An 18,130-nucleotide genomic window follows, 5' to 3' on the forward strand; every position below is an offset into this window, starting at 1 on the left:
CCGGAGGTCGCCGTGCCGCACCGAGGTCGCGTGCCCGGCGCCACCGGGCCGGTGCTCGGCCGCGCGCTGCGGGTCCTCGCGGCGTTCTCGCCGGACCGGCCGGCGCTGCGGCTGGGCGAGGTCGCACGCCGGGCCGGGCTGCCGGCCGCGACCGCGCACCGCCTGCTGCGGGAGTTCTGCGAGTGGGGCGCGCTGGAGCGGGACGAGGCCGGCGTCTACCGGGTCGGGCTGCGGCTGTGGGAGCTGGGCTCGCTCGCGCCGCGGGGCCTGGGCCTGCGGGAACTCGCGCTGCCGTTCCTGGAGGACCTTTCGCAGATCACCCGCGAGAACGTCCAGCTCGCCGTCCGCGAAGGCACCGAAGTGGTGTACATCGAGCGGATCGCCGGAACGGGCGCGGTGCCGGTGCTGACCCGCGTCGGCGGCCGGTTCGCGCTGACCGCGACGGGCGTCGGGCTCGTCCTGCTCGCCCACGCCCCCGCCGAGGTGCAGGACGAGGTGCTCGGCGGCCCGATCGAGCGGTACACCCCCGAGACGGTGACCGACCCGGACCGCCTCCGGCACCTGCTGGCCGACGTGCGGACGCACGGGTTCTCGATCAGCGAGCGCCAGGTGACCCGGGACGCGCTGTCGGTCGGTGCGCCGATCCACGACGGGCGGGGCCGGGTGGTGGCCGCGGTGTCGCTGGTCGTGCGGTACGGGAGCGCGTCGCCGCACGCGCTGGCCCCGCTGGTGATGACCAGCGCGCGCGCCATCTCCCGCGCGCTTTCCATCTTATGAAAGTGCCCTTCGTGGTGCCGGGCCGCTCGCCCAGGCTGTGACCCGGCCCACCACGAAAGGACGACCGATGAGCGCCATTCCCCGCGACCAGTGGTACGTCGCCGCCTACAGCTCCGAGATCGGCACCGAACTGTTCGGCCGCACCGTCTGCGGCGAGCCGATCCTGTTCTGGCGGACCCGCGACGGGAGCGTCACCGCGATGGCCGACCGGTGCGTGCACCGGCGGTTCCCGTTGTCCCAGGCGCCTTCGCGGCTCGTCGACGACCAGGTCGTGTGCGGCTACCACGGCTTCACCTACGGCGTCGACGGCAAGTGCGTGGCCGTGCCCGGGCAGACCCGGGTGCCGCGGACCGCGCGGCTGGCGCGCTACCCGCTGGTGGAACAGGACTCCTTCGTCTGGGTGTTCATCGGCGACCCCGCGAAGGCCGACGCCTCGGCGATCCCGCGGGCGCCCTGGCTCGACTCGCCGGGCTACACCACGGTCTGCGGGATGGAGCCGCTCAAGGCGCGGTTCTCGCTGCTGGTGGACAACCTGCTGGACCTGTCCCACGAGACCTACCTGCACGGCGGCTACATCGGCACCCCGGAAGTCGCCGAAACGCCGATCACCACCGAGGTCGACGAGGCGGCCGGGATCGTCTACGTGTCGCGGCACATGGCCGACGCGGCGTGCCCGCCCTTCTACGCCAAGTCGACCGGCCTGGAGGGCCGCATCACGCGCTGGCAGGACATCGAGTACACCCCGCCGTGCCTGTACAAGCTGCACAGCCGCATCGCGCCGGTCGGATCGGTGCCGAACCCGGACGGCAGCGACCCGGACGCCTTCCACGTCGAGGTCGTGTACGCGATCACCCCGGAAACCGAGCACTCGACGCACGACTTCTGGGCGGTGGCCCGCGACTTCGCGCTCGACGACGAAGGCGTGTCGGCGTTCCTCGCGGAGAACAACCGGACCGTGGTGCTGCAGGACGTCGAAGCCCTCGACGTCCTCGAGCGGGTGATCGCCACCGAACCGGACGGCTACCAGGAGCTGTCGATCAACATCGACACCGGCGGCCTCGCGGCCCGCCGCCTGCTGCAGCGGCTGACCGGGCCGGTCACGTCATGACCCGGCCGATGCTGACGGGCGACCGCGTCAACCGGATCCACTGGGTGCTCGGCACGGACCGGCTGCGCGCGGTCTGCCACTGCGGCGCCGAGCGCGAGTTCGACGACCCCGTGCAGCTGTGGGACTGGCTGCTCGCCCACCCCGAAGGACACCGATGACCCTCGAACTCCTGGTGGACCGCAAGGAAGAGATCGCCGACGGGGTGGCCCGGCTGACGCTGCGCGCACCCGGCGGCGGTTCACTGCCGCCGTGGGAGCCGGGGGCCCACATCGACCTGGTCCTGCCGGGCTTCGTGCGGCAGTACTCGCTGTGCGGCGACCCGGCGGACACCTCGGCGTACCAGGTGGCGGTGCTGCACGAGCCCGGCGGCCGCGGCGGCTCGGCGTACGTGCACGACAAGCTGTCCGCCGGGGATCGCGTCGAGGTTTCCGCCCCGCGCAACCACTTCCCGCTGGTGGACGCCGGACGGTACCTGTTCATCGCGGGCGGCATCGGCATCACGCCGATCCTGCCGATGCTCGCCCGCGCGGGCGGTGACTGGCAGCTGGTCTACGGCGGCCGGACCCGTTCCTCGATGGCCTTCGCGGACGAGCTGGCCCGCCACGGCGACCGGGTCGTCTTCCGGCCGCAGGACGAGCACGGGCTGCTGGACCTGCCGGCGCTGCTGGCCTCGGCCGGGCCGGGCACGGCGGTGTACTGCTGCGGCCCGCAGCCGCTGCTGGCCGCGGTGGAGGCGCTGAAGCCGGACGACCTGCATGTCGAGCGCTTTACGGCCGTTGCGGACGAGGGGCCGCGCACGGCGTTCGAGGTCGAGCTCGCCGGGTCGGGGCGGGTGCTGCCGGTGCCCGCGGACCGGTCGATCCTGGAGGTGGTCGAGGAAGCCGGCGTCACGGTGCTGTCGTCGTGCCGGGAAGGGACGTGCGGCACGTGCGAAACCGGCGTGCTGGGCGGGGAGCCGGACCACCGGGATTCGGTGCTGACCGCGGACGAGCGGCTGGAGAACGAGGTGATGATGCTGTGTGTGTCCCGGGCGTGTTCGCCGCGGCTGGTGCTCGACCTCTGACGCTGCGTCGCTGCGCGGCGAACCGGGCCGATCTGTAGTGACATAGGACGGGTGAGAACTTTTCACTCTTTCGTGGATAAGGTGGACGAGCGGCTCGGCGACAGCCTGGAGCGGATCCTGTGCGCCCACCACCGGCGGCGGCTGCGCCGGCTCGGGTGGGGTGAGGTGCTCGAACCCGGCGGGGCCGGTGACCGGCTCGGCGGCCGGGCGCCCGTTCGCGACGGCAACCGGGTCGAGGTGCTGGTCGACGGGGAGGAGTCGCTGCCCGCCGTGGCCGAGGCCGTCCGGCGGGCGACCTCGCACGTGCACATCGCCAACTGGCACGCCAGCGCGGACTTCCGGCTGACGCGGGAGCCCGGTTCGCCCACCCTGCGCGAGCTGCTGGCCGAGGCCGCCGCGCGGGGCGTCGAAGTCCGCGTCCTGCTGTGGGCCGGGCCGCCGTTCCCCGCCTTCCAGCCGTCGCGGAAACTGGCGCGCTCGGAACAGCGGAAGTTCACCGAAGGCACCGGCGTGCGCTGCGTGCTGGACGCCCGTGAGCGGACTCTGCACTGCCACCACGAAAAGCTCGTCATCGTCGACGACGCCGTCGCCTTCGTCGGCGGTGTCGACTTCACCGCGCTCGAGGGCGACCGGCACGACAGCCCGGAGCACCCGCCGCGGCCGATCGGGTGGCACGACCTGATGGCGCGGGTCGAAGGGCCCGCCGTCGCCGACGTCGCCGTCCACTTCCGGCGGCGGTGGACCGAGGTGGCCGGCGAGACGCTGCCCGAGCCGGCGGTCCCGCCGGCCGCCGGCGCCAGCCGCGTCCAGCTGCAGAAGACGGTGCCGAACGACACCTACGGCTTCCTGCCGAAGGGCGAGTTCACCGTGCTCGACGGCTACCTGCGCGCCCTGCGCTCGGCGCGGCGGCTGGTCTACCTGGAGAACCAGTTCCTGTGGTCGCCGGAGATCGCCGAGGTCCTGCTGGACAAGCTCCGGAACCCGCCCGACGACCGCTTCCGGGTGGTCCTGGTGCTGCCGCGCAAGCCCAGCAACGGCTCGGACACCACCCGCGGCCAGCTGGGCAGGCTGCTGGACGCCGACGACGGCCACCACCGCCTGCTGGCAGCGACGATCAGCGCCCACGACGGGGACGCGTCGGCCCCGGTCTACGTCCACGCGAAGCTCGGCATCGTGGACGACGAGTGGCTGACCGTGGGCTCGGCGAACCTGAACGAGCATTCGCTGTTCAACGACACCGAGGTCAACCTCACCACCGACGACCCCGAGGTGGCCCGCAGCACCCGGCTGCGGCTGTGGGCCGAACACCTCGGGCGTCCGGTGCCGGAGCTGGACGCGCGCGACCCGGCCGACGTCGTGGACAACCTGTGGCGGCCGCTGGCCGAGGAGCAGGCCGAGCGGGAACGCCACGGCGAGCGGCGGACCCACCGGCTGGTGCTGCTGCCGGGGACCTCGCGCCGCGCGGCCCGGCTGCAGGGACCGTTGCGGGGACTGCTGGTGGACGGCTGAGCCCTGAACTCAATAAGGATTGCAGGGTCTCCCTCAGACCGCAGGGGGCGCAGGACGTAGCCCTCTGTGGCTACGGTCGCTGTCCGCCCTATTCAAACGGTTACCACCCAGTGCTGATGCAGCACCTTCTAGTGGACAAACTATTAGACTTTGCGCTCCGCGCAGTCCATCGGTCGAGTGCCAGGCCCCCAATCGGGCGCGAGCCGAACGCGCGACGATAGCTCTTCGTAACGGCTACGGCCACTGCGACCGACGCAAGCTGCCCGCTTCATCAGCAACGACTGCCTGAGCCGCAAGATCCAGAGGAACACTGATCCTGCGCAATGCGTAACTACGACTGCTCACGCTAGACTACTCACCGTGCCCCTTCGGCAGAACCGGCACCAGATAGGAGGTGCATCCGAATTGCCAAGCAGTACAACGCGTCAGGACGTCGTTCCAATTATCGCGGAACATGACACTTGGATAAGCGTCGACCCGATAATCGGCTGTCCAGCCAGGTGTTCGTACTGCTACCTTGGCCCAATAGACCTACGGGCACACCGCCCAAACGTGAGGCTGTCTCCCCAAGAATCAGTTGAATTGCTATGCGACTATCTTGCCGATACTCGCGACGACCTGCTCAATAGCCCAGATTCAACTCCAGTCTGCATAGGAAACTATACAGACATGCTTATGACACCATCAAACCGGCAGTACCTATATGATTTTGTTAGCGAGGTAGCCACCAGAAAGATCGACCGGATCATCGTACTCGTATCCAAGGGGCGAATGTCTCGGCCATTCGCCCAAGAGCTCGACACATTAGGGGTCAGAATAATCGCGTTCCACTCCCAGTCTTTTCATCGAGTGACGATGGACCGACCAACAGAGACAGGTCCCGTTCTCACCCCGGAGGGAACCTTCGCAGCCGCAGGCGCTTACCACAACTTGACAAACATCACCCCCATTCACTTCTGGCGGCCGATCACGAGAAAGAGCATTCCATCAAAGGAATGGTCAGTCGAAACAATCAGTAAGCTCAAAAATGCCGGATTCCGCGCGTCGGTCGCCATCGGCTTGGCGATTGGTCCCGGAATCGATCAGGCCGACCTGATCGACGACAGACTCTTGGAGCACAACTCGGAAGCAAGTGGCGAGATCTGGGACCAATCGACTTGGCTGGATATTTCCAATGCTGCCAAAATTGTGGGATACCCGGTTTACAGGAGTACATCCTGCGCGATCGCCCTGGCGAGAAGCAAACCGGAAGAGTTGGGCACATGGCACCGATCGAGGGGCGCCACATCGCGATGCATACCGTGCAATTGTCCGCAAACTCAGCGAGCAAAGTGCAAAGTCGGCCGACTCAGCTCCGCCAACTTAGGAAAAAATATTTCGTGGATCGCCGATTATGCAGGAAAAAAAGTCTCTCAGTTCACCGTCCTAGCCGACCGACGAGTTCGAGTAGCCGGCCAAATCAGACAATCGGCAGTCAGTTTGGCCCTGCATAAGTACCAAATCGAACTCGTACCCGATTCTGTTTTCACCGAACGCGCATGGGTTGGGCATTTCGGCAGAGGACTCGACAGTGAATAGCGACAGGACCCGCGCATCATTGCTACCAGGCTGGCTTCACTCCGCAGCGAGCAGACTCCGAGACATCACCGGTTTCATCACCGTGTATCCACATGGCGGAGATCAACGGACGCGCGCGTTTTCACGCTACGATCACGTCGCCCGAGTTACATCCCTTGCACTATCAATGGCAAATTACCGCGGCGTTGATCGGCAAGAGGTACTACTTCTCTCCTGGTTACACGACATCAATCGGTGGCCTTTTGCACATAATTCAGAAAGAGGAAATTTTGATCAGGCTCATGACATTGCACGTTTCATAGCAGGCCGACTTCCGGACAGAACAGTCGAACAGGCAGTCGGCGTAGCCAATAAGGACATAGCATTACTGAACGATCCAGCACAAATCGTCTTGTTAGCCGACATTGTGACAGGATTCATTGAAGACACCCTCTTCACGATCACCGGCCTAAACCTCACGCCCTCCGACCTGCCAACCGAAGCATTAGACCTGATGCGACTACCAGTAGGCGATGCAACCTTCCTCGAAGAGCTGCAATACCTGCACAATTCCTTGAACCGAGACCGCGATATACCGAGATACACCCAGAACTTCAACTCGCTCGTATTTAGATCGGCTCATCGCTTTTTGGCAGATCACAGTTTTTGGAACGAAAGCGTACTTCAGAACGAGAGGTTCTGGAATATCAGGAGGTTCCTTCGCGACGAACTATTAAGAGAACATATCTTTCCACTAAATAACGAAAAGGTGTGTCACGGCCAACTGATTCGGGAAACCTTGATAGCGCCACTGCTAGACAATCTCGGTCGCAGCGCTAGCGAGCATCTGACTCAGTGGACCGAAGTCGACATCTTTACCTACTGCCTACAACACAATCTAGCATCTGACAACACATTGATTGATTTAGTCCCAGAAATCGACTACATTCAGCACAATGAACCTATGCGATCTTTTATGCAACAGTTACCATGATATGACGCTTACGCATCAACCGTTGGCGCGCCGCCATGCACTTAGATACTCCTGGTAGATGAACTTTTGAGCCGGACTGCCCCGAAATGAATAACGCTTCAAGGCAGTCCGCGCCCCCACCCAAATGCCTCCAACCTTAGGAATTCCCGGCACAGTCGTCGCCGCTGCCGATAAACCTTCCGCAAGCTGCTTCTCCAATGGCGTCAATTCTGCCGTACTCAATCCCAGGCGTTCGTTGAGCTTCTGTGCAATCTCGTCAATGCCTCTTTCGAAGCGAAGAACGTCTTCTTCAGTCTTGACGCTCCGGACAATATCGCGAAGAGGCGCTGCCTCCCTTCGATAACTCAAGATTCGATCGCAAACTAGATTGATCCATTCACGCTCGGGTCGCACACCAGCCTCTTCATCACTCCACAATCTGCCCCCTACCAAGGGAAGCTCAAGGCGAAGTAGTTCGAGCTGACGAGCCAACTTCGAACTGCCTGAATAATTCAGCCCTGAATGTATACCACGCACCAATTTGATAATATCGATCGCAACGTCTTCCCCAAGATCCGCAGAAAAAATTTGACCGGTAACCGCAAAATCTCGCCGGAGCCCATGAGGCTGGTAAGCATGGCCGGCAACCGTGGCGCGGGCCTGATATTTCAAGGATCTCGCCAGTGCCGCAATCAGGTTCGAAGGTTCGACCGCATCAGGCATCATCGGGCGAAACAGTTCACCGATCGACACCGAGGCGGCGCGAACCCACTCGCCAAGGCGATCTACTTCAATCCCATCCTTAGTGGGCACGCGCACTAAGTGATGAGGAATCTGCGATTGATGAAACTGGTTCCATTGCAATATCCTTCGCCGGAGCCCCAGCCCTCCCGCAGCCTCGGTCTCGCGATCACATGTTTCCATCGAGTTCAAATAGGAGAGCATCGCCGCAATGCCCTTAGTTTGAAGTGTCACGAGAACGTCCGCCTCTGCATCAGCGAGGCGCCGAACCGATCCGGCATGAACACGAACTGGTGACACCACGCCAAGTTCGAACAACCGACGCAACAGATAAGGCTCTTCGCCGAAGTCATGAGGCCTAGGGTCAAGATTGACCGGATGGATCACACTCACTGCAGGCTGGAAGATAATCGATTGAACGAGTTCAATATACGATTGCCGGGCGAATGGATCCAAACTGCGCTCACCGCGGTTTTGAGCACAAATGAACTCCTGAGCACTGATAAAGGTAGAATTGTCCAGCGCTATAGGAGGGTTTTCCATGTGACTTACCTTACAGCTTGGTCAATCATCGCGCCAGCGCTCTCTCTCCAGGAGCTCTGATTTCGGCAGTTGATCTAACACAGGCACGCCGCCACCTGCAGTCGTGGCTGATGGGTGACATGAAGGCAAAGCTAGCTGCCGATCTTGGTCCCGAGTGAAAGCCAGCGGCAGACGATGCCGCCGCCGGCGCTTCCGGCAGGTTCCGCGGTTTAGGCCAGTTACACGGTGATCAAGTAAGTGATCATGAAGTGCGACAACAACCAAGCCGAAAATAGGCCTAGCAGACCAACTGGCCATCGCCTCACACTCGTAAGCCCAGATGCCGCTCAGCGCTACCGGATCCGCAGCTTCCGCATCAGCTTGAGCCCGGAAAGCATGCTCTCCACGTACTTTTCGTACCCCTGGCCCGGCCGCGGCCCCATGACCTGCTTCTTCAGCACGGCCAGGTTCTGCACGTCCGTGTACTTGAGCAGCCCCTGGTCACCGTGCCGCGCGCCGACGCCGGAGTTCTTCACCCCGCCGGACGGGGTGCCCTTCGCCGCGTAAGCCGTCGCCAGGACGTCGTTGACGTTGACGTTCCCCGACTCGATCCGCGCCGCCAGCGCGCACCCCGCCACGACGTCGCCGCTCCAGACCGAGGCGTTCAGGCCGTAGTCCGTGTCGTTGGCCAGCGCCACGGCCTCGTCGACCGTGCGGTACTTGTGCAGGGCCACCACCGGGCCGAAGGTTTCGGTGACGCCGCACAGCATGTCCGTGGTGACGCCCTCGAGGATCGTCGGCTCGAAGAACGCCGGGCCCAGGTCGGGGCGGGGCTTGCCGCCGTGCAGCACCGTCGCGCCCTTCGCCACCGCATCGTCCACATGGGACTTCACCCGGCGCATGTGGTCCACCGAGACCAGCGAACCCATGTCGGGGCCGAAGTCGTACGCCGCGCGGACGTCGAGGGCCGCGGCCGCCGCCACGAACGCCGTCTTGAACTCGTCGTAGCGGGACTCCGGCAGGTAGATCCGCTCGATGTGCATGCAGATCTGGCCGGTGTTGCCGAACGCGCCGAAGACCGCGCCCGGCACCGCCTGCGAGAAATCGGCGTCCTCGAGCACGATCATCGGGTTCTTGCCGCCGAGCTCGAGGCAGCAGCCGATCAGGTTGCGGCCCGCGCGTTCGCCGATCACCCGGCCGGTCGCCGTCGAGCCGGTGAACATCACGTAGTCCGCGCGGTCGATCAGCGGCGGCCCGACGTCCGGGCCCTCGCCGCAGACCACCTGGAACAGCCCCTCCGGCAGGCCCGCCTCCTCCAGCAGCCGGACACCGTACAGCGGCGAGAGGGCGGTCTTGTTGTCCGGCTTCAGCACCACCGCGTTGCCGGCCATCAGGGCGGGCACCGCGTCGGAAACGCCGGTGGCGAACGGGAAGTTCCACGGCGCGATGATGCCGACCACGCCCTTGGGCAGCCGGACCTCGGTCGACGTGGTGAGCATCGGGACCGGGCCGCCGCGCTTCACCGGCGCCAGCAACCGGGCCGCCCGCTTCAGGTAGTGGCTCATCACCATCGGCGGGTCGCAGGTCTCCTCGATCGCCATCCGCCGGTTCTTGCCGCTCTCGACCTGGATGAGGTCGGCGACGGTCCGCGCGTGCTCGACGAACAGCGCGTGCGCCCGCCGGAACACCGCCAGCCGCTGCTTGACCGGTGTCGCCGCCCACTTCCGCTGGGCCTCCCGGGCGGCGGCGAACGCCCGCTCGATGTCGTCGGCCGTCGACTGCGGCAACTCGACGAGCACGTCGCCGGTATAGACCTCGGTGAGCTTCCAGGTCTCGCCGGACGAGCCCGGCACGCGGGAGACCAGCTGCTGCAGGAAGGCGTCGGTGACCGACGCGGGACGGCCGAGGCCGAGTGGCGTGAGCGTCATGACCGGCTCCCGAGAACGAGCTGGGCGCCCATTTCGCCGATCATGATGCAGGGCGCGTTGGTGTTGCCGCCGGTGATCGACGGCATGATCGAGGCGTCGCAGACCCGCAAGCCCTCGACCCCGTTCACGCGCAGGTCGGGGCCGACGACGGCGAGCTCGTCGACGCCCATCCGGCAAGTACCGACGCCGTGGTAGACCGATGTCGCGCGGTTGAGGATGGCGTCGCGCAGCGCCTGGCCCGTGAGGTCCTTGCCCGGGTGGATCTCTTCCTTGACCGCACCTTTGAACGCCTTGGACGCGAAGATCTCGCGCACCATCTCCGAGCCCTCGCCGAGCAGTTCGAGGTCGGCCGGGTCGGACAGGTACTGGAAGTCGATGAGCGGCGCCGCGGCCGGGTCGGCCGAGGCGAGCCGCAGCGTGCCGCGGCTCTTCGGGTAGATCAGGGTCGTCAGCACGGTGAGCGCGGGCCGCTTGTCGACGTCGTGGCGGATCGGCGCGTCCTGGTTGGGCGACACGTAGGCCCACGGCAGCAGGTGCAGCTGCAGGTCGGGGACGGCACCGGCCTGCGAGGTCCGCAGGAACGCGACCGCTTCGAAGACCGAGTTGGCCAGGAACGTGCTGCCCGGCCGCAGCAGCTCGCGGGCCAGGCCGCGGGCGAAGTACGGCGCGGTGCCCTTGTTCTTGCTGGTCGACACGTGGAACGTCAGTGCGTGGAACATGTGGTCGTGCATGTTGTCCCCGACCGGCAGGTCGGCGACGACGTCGATGCCGTGTTCCTTGAGGTGCTCGGCGTGGCCGATGCCCGACAGCATGAGCAGCTGCGCGGACCCGATGACACCGGCGGCGAGGATGACCTCCTGGCCGGCGCGGATGGTGCGGCGGCGGCCGCGGTCGAGGACCTCGACGCCGACGGCGCGGCCGTTCTCGATCAGCACCTTCTCGGCCACCACCCGGTCCTGGAGTTCCAGCGTCGGGGGCGCGAGGTGGTGGAGGTAGCCGCGTGAGGCGCTGTAGCGCAGGCCGTCGGCGGCGTTCTGCTGCATCCGGCTGACGCCTTCTTGGGACTCGGCGTTGTAGTCGTCGAGGATCTTGCAGCCGAGCGCGTCGGCGGTGGCGTCGACGAACTGCAGCGAGCCTTCCTGGGGGTGCTTCGCACGGGTGACCCGGATTGGGCCGCCCGCGCCGCGGAAGGCGTTCTCGCCGTCCTCGAAGTCCTCCATGCGCTTGTAGGCGGCGTTGACGCTGTCGGCGTCCCAGCCGGTGTTGCCCTCGGCGGCCCAGGAGTCGAAGTTGGCGCGGTTGCCGCGGACGTAGACCATGCCGTTGATGGAGCTGGAGCCGCCGACGACCCGGCCGCGCGGCACCGGCATCCGGCGATCGAGAACGTGTTTCTGCGGGACGCCGTAGAAGCCCCAGTCGTTGAGCGCCTTGAGCTGCGGCACGGCGTGCATCGGGCCGACCAGCCCGGGCTTCTTCACCAGCAGCTGCTCGTCGCTCTTGCCGGCTTCGAGGACGATCACGCTGGCCCCGGCCTGCGCCAGCCGCCCCGCGATCGCCGCCCCCGAGCTCCCCGACCCGACGACGACGTAGTCGGCCTCGTCGCCGCGCGCCGCCCTGTTCGCCATGTCCGCTCCTCGCTACGACCGGCCACCAGAACTGTAACGTGTTCTAGTTCAAGGCAACCGTATAGCGCCGACCCCGGGAAGCGCAACGGCCCGCGGCGGCCGGCCGGATGCCGCGAATGACTCATTCGGGACGCCGGAGGTCCCGAATGAGTCATTCGCGGCATCGGTGGGCGCCCGGAGCGGGGGTCAGCCCCAGGTCAGGAAGCGGTAGTGCAGGCCGGTCGAGGACTCCAGCCACTCCCCCGCCGACTCCGGCGCACGCCCCACCTCAGGCGCGTACGTGTCGCCCTCGAAGGACTCCCGCAGCTCGGTGACGACGATCCGGTCCGCGAACGGCAGCGCCGCCCGGTACACCGCCGCGCCGCCGATCACCCACAGGTCGCCGGGCACCCCCGCGAACGCCGAAGCCAGGTCCGCGAAGGTTTCGGCCCCTTCCTGCGGGGTCGACGACAGCACCAGGTTGCGCCGTCCCGGCAGCGGCCGGAACCGCGGCGGCAGCGACTCCCACGTGCGGCGGCCCATCAGCACCGCCGATCCCGCGGTCACCGCGCGAAAGTGCTTGAGGTCCTCCGGCAGGTGCCACGGCAGCTCGCCGTCGCGGCCGATGACGCCGTTCGCCGACTGGGCCCAGACCAGCCCGATCACACCGCCACCGGCGCCTTGATGCCCGGGTGCGGGTCGTAGCCGTCGAGCGCGAAGTGCTCGTAGGTGTAGTCGAACAGGCTCTCCGCCGGCTTCAGGTCGAGCGTGGGGAACGGCCGCGCGTCGCGGGCGAGCTGGGTGCGGACCTGCTCTTCGTGGTTGTCGTAGATGTGGCAGTCGCCGCCGGTCCAGACGAAGTCGCCGACGCCGAGCCCGACCTGCGCGGCGATCATGTGCGTCAGCAGCGCATAGCTGGCGATGTTGAACGGCACGCCGAGGAACAGGTCCGCGCTGCGCTGGTACAGCTGGCAGGAGAGCTTGCCGTCGGCGACGTAGAACTGGAAGAACGCGTGGCACGGCGGCAGCGCCATGCGCGGGATGTCGGCGACGTTCCACGCCGAGACGATGATCCGCCGCGAGTCCGGATTTTCACGCAGCGTGCGCAGGACCTCGGCGATCTGGTCGACGTGTCCGCCGTCCGGGGTCGGCCACGAACGCCACTGGACGCCGTAGACCGGGCCGAGGTCGCCGTCGGCCGCCGCCCACTCGTCCCAGATCGTGACGCCGTGCTCCTGCAGCCACGAGACGTTCGCGTCGCCGCGCAGGAACCACAGCAGCTCGTAGGCGATCGAGCGGAAGTGGACTTTCTTCGTGGTGATCAGGGGAAAACCCTCGGACAGGCGGTAGCGCAGCTGGTGCCCGAAGATCGACCTCGTGCCGGTGCCGGTACGGTCGCCCTTGCGGGCGCCCGTGGCGAGGACGTGGCGGAGGAGGTCTTCGTACTGCGTGTCCGGCATGCCCGGGACTCTAGCCATGCCGCTGACTCAGCGTGAACCCCGGATGGCCCACACGGACGGGCGTCATAACTTGACCCATTCCAGAAAAGGTCCTAGGGTCGGCGGCGATGTCGGACTTCGAAGCACAGCTGCGGGCGGTCTCGCTGCGGGTCACGCGACCCCGGCTGGCCGTGCTGGCCGCGCTGCGCGACCATCCCCACGTCGACACCGAGACGGTGATCGACCTGGTGCGCGCCGAGCAACCGTCGGTGTCGCACCAGACGATCTACGACGTGCTGCGGGCGCTCACCGAAACCGGGCTCATCCGGCGCATCCAGCCGGCCGGCGCGAACGCCCGCTACGAGTCGCGGGTGGGTGACAACCACCACCACGTCGTGTGCCGTTCGTGCGGGGCGATAGCCGACGTCGACTGCGCCGTCGGCCACACCCCCTGTCTCACCGCTTCGGACGACCACGGTTTCGTGATCGACCAGGCGGAGGTCGTCTACTGGGGCACCTGCCCCGACTGCGCGGCCGCCCGTCCCCGAAATGATTCGCCGCTCCCGGAAGGAAGTAAATGAGCTCCACCCAGGACAACCCGTCCTCCGCGCAGGGCGTGGACAAGAAGGCGGCGGCCGGTTGCCCGGTCGCGCACGACTCGGTGACTTCGCACGGCAGCGAGAGCGAGAACCCGGCGATCGACTCGCCGTCCCCCAAGACGGGCGGCCGGCCGCGCACCCTCCAGGACTGGTGGCCGAACCAGCTCGACCTCACCCCGCTGCACGCGCACTCGTCGAAGAGCAACCCGCTCGGCGAGAAGTTCGCCTACGCCAAGGAGTTCGCGAAGCTCGACGTCGAGGCCCTCAAGCGGGACATCACCGACGTCCTGACCACCTCGCAGGACTGGTGGCCGGCGGACTTCGGCCACTACGGCGGCCTGATGATCCGGATGAGCTGGCACGCGGCGGGCACCTACCGCATCTACGACGGCCGCGGCGGCGCGGGTGACGGCGGGCAGCGCTTCGCCCCGCTGAACAGCTGGCCGGACAACGCCAACCTCGACAAGGCCCGCCGCCTGCTGTGGCCGGTCAAGCAGAAGTACGGCCAGAAGATCTCCTGGGCCGACCTGCTCGTCCTGGCCGGCAACGTGGCCCTGGAGTCGATGGGCTTCAAGACCTTCGGCTTCGGCTTCGGCCGCGTCGACACCTGGGAGCCGGAAGAGATCTTCTGGGGCCCGGAGGACGACTGGCTGGGCGACGAGCGCTACGCCAGCGACACCGAGATGGTCCCGGAGCTCGGCGCGACCGAGATGGGCCTCATCTACGTCAACCCCGAGGGTCCCCGCGGCAGCGCGGACTTCGAGGCCGCGGCGCACTTCATCCGCGAGACCTTCGCCCGGATGGCGATGAACGACGAGGAGACCGTCGCCCTCATCGCCGGTGGCCACACCTTCGGCAAGACCCACGGCGCCGGCGTGGCCGACGACCACGTGGGCCCGGAGCCGGAGGGCGCCCCGCTGGAGGCCCAGGGCCTCGGCTGGCTGAACACGCTCGGCAGCGGCAAGGGCCCGGACCAGATCACCAGTGGTCTCGAGGTGACCTGGACCGACAAGCCGACCGAGTGGAGCAACCGCTTCTTCGAGATCCTGTTCGGCTACGAGTGGGAGCTCACCACGAGCCCGGGTGGCGGCAAGCAGTACGTCGCCAAGGACGCGCCGGAGATCATCCCGGACCCGTTCGACCCGAACAAGAAGCACAAGCCGACCATGCTGACGACGGACCTGTCGCTGCGCTTCGACCCGGTCTACGGCCCGATCTCCCAGCGGTTCAAGGACAACCCGGACGAGTTCGCGCTGGCCTTCGCCAAGGCCTGGTACAAGCTGCTGCACCGCGACATGGGCCCGGTCAGCCGCTTCCTCGGCCCCTGGGTCGCCGAGCCGCAGCTGTGGCAGGACCCGGTCCCGGCCGTCGAGGGCGACCTCGTCGGCGACGCCGACATCGCCGCCCTCAAGGCGAAGGTGCTGGAGTCGGGCCTGTCGGTCTCCGAGCTGGTTTCGACGGCGTGGGCGTCGGCCGCGAGCTTCCGTTCCACCGACAAGCGCGGTGGCGCGAACGGCGCCCGGATCCGCCTGGAGCCGCAGCGCAACTGGGAGGTCAACCAGCCCGAGCAGCTCGGCAAGGTGCTGGAGATCCTCGAGGGCGTCCAGCGCGAGTTCAACGAGGCCGGCGGCGCGCAGATCTCGCTGGCCGACCTGATCGTGCTGGCCGGTTCGGCCGCCGTCGAGAAGGCGGCGCGCGACGCCGGCGTCGAGACGACCGTGCCGTTCCACCCGGGCCGCACCGACGCGTCGCAGGAGCAGACCGACGTCGACTCGTTCAAGGTCCTCGAGCCGCGCGCCGACGGCTTCCGCAACTACCTGCGGGCCGGCGAGAAGCGCCAGCCCGAGGTGCTGCTGGTCGACCGCGCGTACATGCTCGACCTGACCGCGCCGGAGATGACGGTCCTGGTCGGCGGCCTCCGCGCGCTCGGCACCAACCACGGCGGTGCCGCGCACGGCGTCCTCACGGACAAGCCGGGCGTGCTCACCAACGACTTCTTCGCCAACCTGCTCGCGCCGGGCACGAAGTGGAAGGCGTCGGAGGCAGCCGAGAACGTCTACGAGATCCGCGACGTGACGACCGACGAGGTCAAGTGGACCGCCACCGCGGTCGACCTGGTCTTCGGGTCGAACTCGCAGCTTCGCGCGCTGGCCGAGGTCTACGCCAGCGACGACGCCCGCGAGAAGTTCGTGGCCGACTTCGTGGCCGCGTGGACGAAGGTCATGGAGCTGGACCGCTTCGACCTCGCCTGATCCGGTCCGTGCACGGGCCCGGCCGATCTTCCGGCCGGGCCCGTTCGCGTGGGCGGCGATCTTGACATCGGGTGCACGCCGACCTACCGTGAGTTCCACGCCGCCGGGTTGTCCAGACCATTTATTCGCGAAAGGACACCCGATGATGCGTGTGCGCGCCTTGCTCGCCCTCCTGGCGGTCCCGGCCCTGGCCGCGGCGACCGCCTCCCCCGCATTGGCGGCCAACCCGGCCGTCGCCCCGGGCGGCAACTTCGACCTCGCGGTCTGGCAGCTGCAGGAGCCGGTCGGCTCGCCGGGCAGCCCGACGACCATCTCCTCGTCCCGGCTGCAGGGGCCGAACGGGTTCCAGGACAGCTACTTCTACACCGACACCCGCGACGGCGCGATGACCTTCTGGGCGCCGGAGAAGGGCGTCACCACGCCGAATTCGAACTACGCGCGGTCGGAGCTGCGCGAAATGAACCGAGACGGCTCCGCGGCGAACTGGTCGCTGAGCGGGTCGCACAAGCTGAGCGCGACCCTGCGCGTGGTCTCGGTGACGTCGAACGTGTGCGTCGGCCAGGTCCACCTCGGGACCGGCGGCTCGTCGACAAAACCGCTGCTGGAGCTGTACTACCGGGCGAGCGGCGACATCGTGCTCGGCACGGAGGACTCCCCCGACGGCGGGCAGACGCCGCACACCGTCGGGCACGTGTCGATCGGCAAGACGTGGACCTACACGATCGGCATCTCCGGTGGCAACACCATCGACCTCACGGTCAACGGGACCACCACGCACTACGGCATCCCGTCGTCGTTCAAGGCGTACAAGCAGTACTTCAAGGCCGGCTCGTACAACCAGTCCTCTTCGGACAGCACGACGAAGGGCGCGCGCGTCGCCTTCTACGGCCTGAAGGTCACGCACAGCTGAGGCGAGCGGCCCGGCCGCCACCGGGCCGCCGCTCGTCAGCGCCAGCCCAGCTCCGGGGCCACGTGCTTCAGGATGTTCTCCAGCACGTGCGCGTTGTAGTCGACGCCGAGCTGGTTCGGGATCGTCAGCAGCAGCGTGTCCGCGGCCTGGATCGCCTCGTCCTCCTTGAGCTGCGCCACGAGCTCGTCGGGTTCCCCGGCGTAGGAGCGGCCGAAGATCGCCCGGGTGTTCTCGTCGATCATGCCGACCTGGTCGCGGGAGTGGCGGTCGCGGCCGAAGTACGCGCGGTCGGTGTCGTTCGTCAGCGCGAAGATGCTGCGGCTGACCGAAACCCGCGGCTCCCGCTCGTGCCCGGCTTCGGTCCACGCCTCGCGGTAGGCCTCGATCTGCTTGCGCTGCTGGACGTGCAGCGGCTCGCCCGTCTCGTCGTCCTTGAGCGTCGAGCTCTGCAGGTTCATGCCCAGCTTCGCGGCCCAGACGCTCGTCGCGTTCGAACCGGAGCCCCACCAGATGCGGTCGCGCAGGCCCTCGGAGTGCGGTTCGAGCCGCAGCAGGCCGGGCGGGTTGGCGAACATCGGCCGCGGGTTCGGCTGCGCGAAGCCCTCGCCCTCCAGGAGCTTGAGGAACACCTCGGTGTGCTGGCGGGCCATGTCGGCGTCCGTCTCGCCCTCGCCGGGGGCGTACCCGAAGTACCGCCAGCCGTCGACCACCTGCTCGGGGGATCCCCGGCTGATGCCGAGCTGGAGCCGGCCGCCCGAGATGAGGTCCGCGGCGCCCGCGTCCTCGATCATGTACAGCGGGTTCTCGTAGCGCATGTCGATCACGCCGGTGCCGAGCTCGATCTTCGACGTCCGCGCGCCGATCGCCGCCAGCAGCGGGAACGGGCTGGCCGCCTGCCGCGCGAAGTGGTGCACGCGGAAGTAGGCGCCGTCCACGCCGAGCTCCTCGGCGGCCACCGCCAGGTCGATCGACTGGTGCAGGAAGTCGGCGGCCGACCTGGTCTCGGAGTGCGCGCCCGGCGACCAGTGGCCGAACGACAGGAAACCAATCTTCTTCACGCCCCCTCAGACGTCCGGGAGCCGCGAATGATTCCCGGGTGTGACCGCCGTCGTCGCTCGTTCCGGTGAACCGGTGTCCAGGCCCGGCCG

16 protein-coding genes are annotated in these 18,130 nt (G+C 67.1%); 10 read left to right on the plus strand and 6 right to left on the minus strand.

The window, feature by feature from the left end; all coding sequences use genetic code 11:
- The first annotated feature begins 12 nt into the window (after positions 1 to 12).
- The 7 genes from OO60_RS26990 (at position 13) to OO60_RS46575 (ending at position 7,008) form a co-directional block, all read left to right on the plus strand.
- Positions 13 to 777, plus strand: a complete 765-nt coding sequence (locus OO60_RS26990) for an IclR family transcriptional regulator (RefSeq protein ID WP_051767779.1) — start codon at positions 13 to 15, stop codon at positions 775 to 777.
- Positions 778 to 844: 67 nt separating this feature from the next.
- Positions 845 to 1,885, plus strand: a complete 1,041-nt coding sequence (locus OO60_RS26995) for an aromatic ring-hydroxylating oxygenase subunit alpha (protein ID WP_003057320.1) — start codon at positions 845 to 847, stop codon at positions 1,883 to 1,885.
- A complete protein-coding gene (locus OO60_RS47215; RefSeq protein WP_063749421.1) occupies positions 1,882 to 2,043 on the plus strand; it encodes a hypothetical protein in 162 nt (53 codons plus the stop codon). The genes OO60_RS26995 and OO60_RS47215 overlap by 4 nt, the downstream gene beginning before the upstream one ends.
- The gene (locus tag OO60_RS27000) at positions 2,040 to 2,948 is read left to right on the plus strand and encodes a PDR/VanB family oxidoreductase (RefSeq protein WP_003057326.1); all 909 of its coding nucleotides are present in this window, start codon (positions 2,040 to 2,042) and stop codon (positions 2,946 to 2,948) included. Before OO60_RS47215 ends, OO60_RS27000 begins: the two co-directional genes overlap by 4 nt.
- A gap of 51 nt (positions 2,949 to 2,999) precedes the next feature.
- Positions 3,000 to 4,457, plus strand: coding sequence for a phospholipase D-like domain-containing protein (locus OO60_RS27005; RefSeq protein ID WP_033262352.1), 1,458 nt, complete (start codon positions 3,000 to 3,002; stop codon positions 4,455 to 4,457).
- A gap of 855 nt (positions 4,458 to 5,312) precedes the next feature.
- Positions 5,313 to 6,035, plus strand: coding sequence for a hypothetical protein (locus OO60_RS46570; protein WP_156081324.1), 723 nt, complete (start codon positions 5,313 to 5,315; stop codon positions 6,033 to 6,035).
- Positions 6,028 to 7,008, plus strand: a complete 981-nt coding sequence (locus OO60_RS46575; protein ID WP_156081325.1) for an HD domain-containing protein — start codon at positions 6,028 to 6,030, stop codon at positions 7,006 to 7,008. Before OO60_RS46570 ends, OO60_RS46575 begins: the two co-directional genes overlap by 8 nt.
- A 15-nt stretch (positions 7,009 to 7,023) precedes the next feature.
- Here the strand turns inward: OO60_RS46575 and OO60_RS46580 are convergent, their stop codons facing one another.
- The 5 genes from OO60_RS46580 to OO60_RS27025 form a co-directional block, all read right to left on the minus strand.
- Positions 7,024 to 8,271 (minus strand): hypothetical protein, encoded by a 1,248-nt coding sequence (locus tag OO60_RS46580; RefSeq protein WP_155848809.1) that lies wholly within the window; start codon positions 8,269 to 8,271, stop codon positions 7,024 to 7,026.
- A gap of 332 nt (positions 8,272 to 8,603) precedes the next feature.
- Positions 8,604 to 10,178: a succinic semialdehyde dehydrogenase gene (locus OO60_RS27010; RefSeq protein WP_003057331.1), complete on the minus strand. Its 1,575-nt coding sequence runs from the start codon at positions 10,176 to 10,178 to the stop codon at positions 8,604 to 8,606.
- On the minus strand, positions 10,175 to 11,803 hold the full coding sequence (locus tag OO60_RS27015) for a GMC family oxidoreductase (RefSeq protein ID WP_003057333.1): 1,629 nt from the start codon (positions 11,801 to 11,803) through the stop codon (positions 10,175 to 10,177). Before OO60_RS27015 ends, OO60_RS27010 begins: the two co-directional genes overlap by 4 nt.
- Positions 11,804 to 11,989: 186 nt before the next feature.
- On the minus strand, positions 11,990 to 12,448 hold the full coding sequence (locus OO60_RS27020; protein WP_003057335.1) for a dihydrofolate reductase: 459 nt from the start codon (positions 12,446 to 12,448) through the stop codon (positions 11,990 to 11,992).
- Positions 12,445 to 13,242, minus strand: a complete 798-nt coding sequence (locus OO60_RS27025) for a thymidylate synthase (RefSeq protein ID WP_003057336.1) — start codon at positions 13,240 to 13,242, stop codon at positions 12,445 to 12,447. The genes OO60_RS27020 and OO60_RS27025 overlap by 4 nt, the downstream gene beginning before the upstream one ends.
- A 107-nt stretch (positions 13,243 to 13,349) precedes the next feature.
- Here OO60_RS27025 and OO60_RS27030 point away from each other — a divergent pair, with 107 nt between their 5' ends.
- The 3 genes from OO60_RS27030 (at position 13,350) to OO60_RS27040 (ending at position 16,982) form a co-directional block, all read left to right on the plus strand.
- On the plus strand, positions 13,350 to 13,802 hold the full coding sequence (locus OO60_RS27030) for a Fur family transcriptional regulator (protein WP_003057338.1): 453 nt from the start codon (positions 13,350 to 13,352) through the stop codon (positions 13,800 to 13,802).
- A complete protein-coding gene (katG, locus tag OO60_RS27035) occupies positions 13,799 to 16,072 on the plus strand; it encodes a catalase/peroxidase HPI (protein ID WP_003057340.1) in 2,274 nt (757 codons plus the stop codon). Before OO60_RS27030 ends, katG begins: the two co-directional genes overlap by 4 nt.
- Before the next feature lie 142 nt (positions 16,073 to 16,214).
- Positions 16,215 to 16,982 carry a polysaccharide lyase family 7 protein gene (locus OO60_RS27040; RefSeq protein ID WP_003057342.1) on the plus strand — a complete coding sequence of 256 codons (768 nt, stop codon included), beginning with the start codon at positions 16,215 to 16,217 and terminating at the stop codon, positions 16,980 to 16,982.
- Between the two features lie 35 nt (positions 16,983 to 17,017).
- Here OO60_RS27040 and OO60_RS27045 read toward each other — a convergent pair whose 3' ends face one another.
- Positions 17,018 to 18,040 carry an LLM class flavin-dependent oxidoreductase gene (locus OO60_RS27045; RefSeq protein WP_003057345.1) on the minus strand — a complete coding sequence of 341 codons (1,023 nt, stop codon included), beginning with the start codon at positions 18,038 to 18,040 and terminating at the stop codon, positions 17,018 to 17,020.
- Positions 18,041 to 18,130 lie beyond the last annotated feature (90 nt).

Source organism: Amycolatopsis vancoresmycina (assembly GCF_000716785.1).
GTDB classification, from domain to species: domain Bacteria; phylum Actinomycetota; class Actinomycetes; order Mycobacteriales; family Pseudonocardiaceae; genus Amycolatopsis; species Amycolatopsis vancoresmycina.

Bases quoted from the DNA above. Each gene is read 5' to 3' on its own strand.
- katG (WP_003057340.1), top strand. From the start codon at position 13,799: ATGAGCTCCACCCAGGACAACCCGTCCTCCGCGCAGGGCGTGGACAAG.
- OO60_RS46580 (WP_155848809.1), bottom strand. From the start codon at position 8,271: ATGGAAAACCCTCCTATAGCGCTGGACAATTCTACCTTTATCAGTGCT.
- OO60_RS46570 (WP_156081324.1), top strand. From the start codon at position 5,313: ATGGACCGACCAACAGAGACAGGTCCCGTTCTCACCCCGGAGGGAACC.
- OO60_RS27030 (WP_003057338.1), top strand. From the start codon at position 13,350: ATGTCGGACTTCGAAGCACAGCTGCGGGCGGTCTCGCTGCGGGTCACG.
- OO60_RS47215 (WP_063749421.1), top strand. From the start codon at position 1,882: ATGACCCGGCCGATGCTGACGGGCGACCGCGTCAACCGGATCCACTGG.
- OO60_RS27015 (WP_003057333.1), bottom strand. From the start codon at position 11,803: ATGGCGAACAGGGCGGCGCGCGGCGACGAGGCCGACTACGTCGTCGTC.
- OO60_RS26995 (WP_003057320.1), top strand. From the start codon at position 845: ATGAGCGCCATTCCCCGCGACCAGTGGTACGTCGCCGCCTACAGCTCC.
- OO60_RS27010 (WP_003057331.1), bottom strand. From the start codon at position 10,178: ATGACGCTCACGCCACTCGGCCTCGGCCGTCCCGCGTCGGTCACCGAC.
- OO60_RS27025 (WP_003057336.1), bottom strand. From the start codon at position 13,242: ATGCCGGACACGCAGTACGAAGACCTCCTCCGCCACGTCCTCGCCACG.
- OO60_RS27040 (WP_003057342.1), top strand. From the start codon at position 16,215: ATGATGCGTGTGCGCGCCTTGCTCGCCCTCCTGGCGGTCCCGGCCCTG.
- OO60_RS27000 (WP_003057326.1), top strand. From the start codon at position 2,040: ATGACCCTCGAACTCCTGGTGGACCGCAAGGAAGAGATCGCCGACGGG.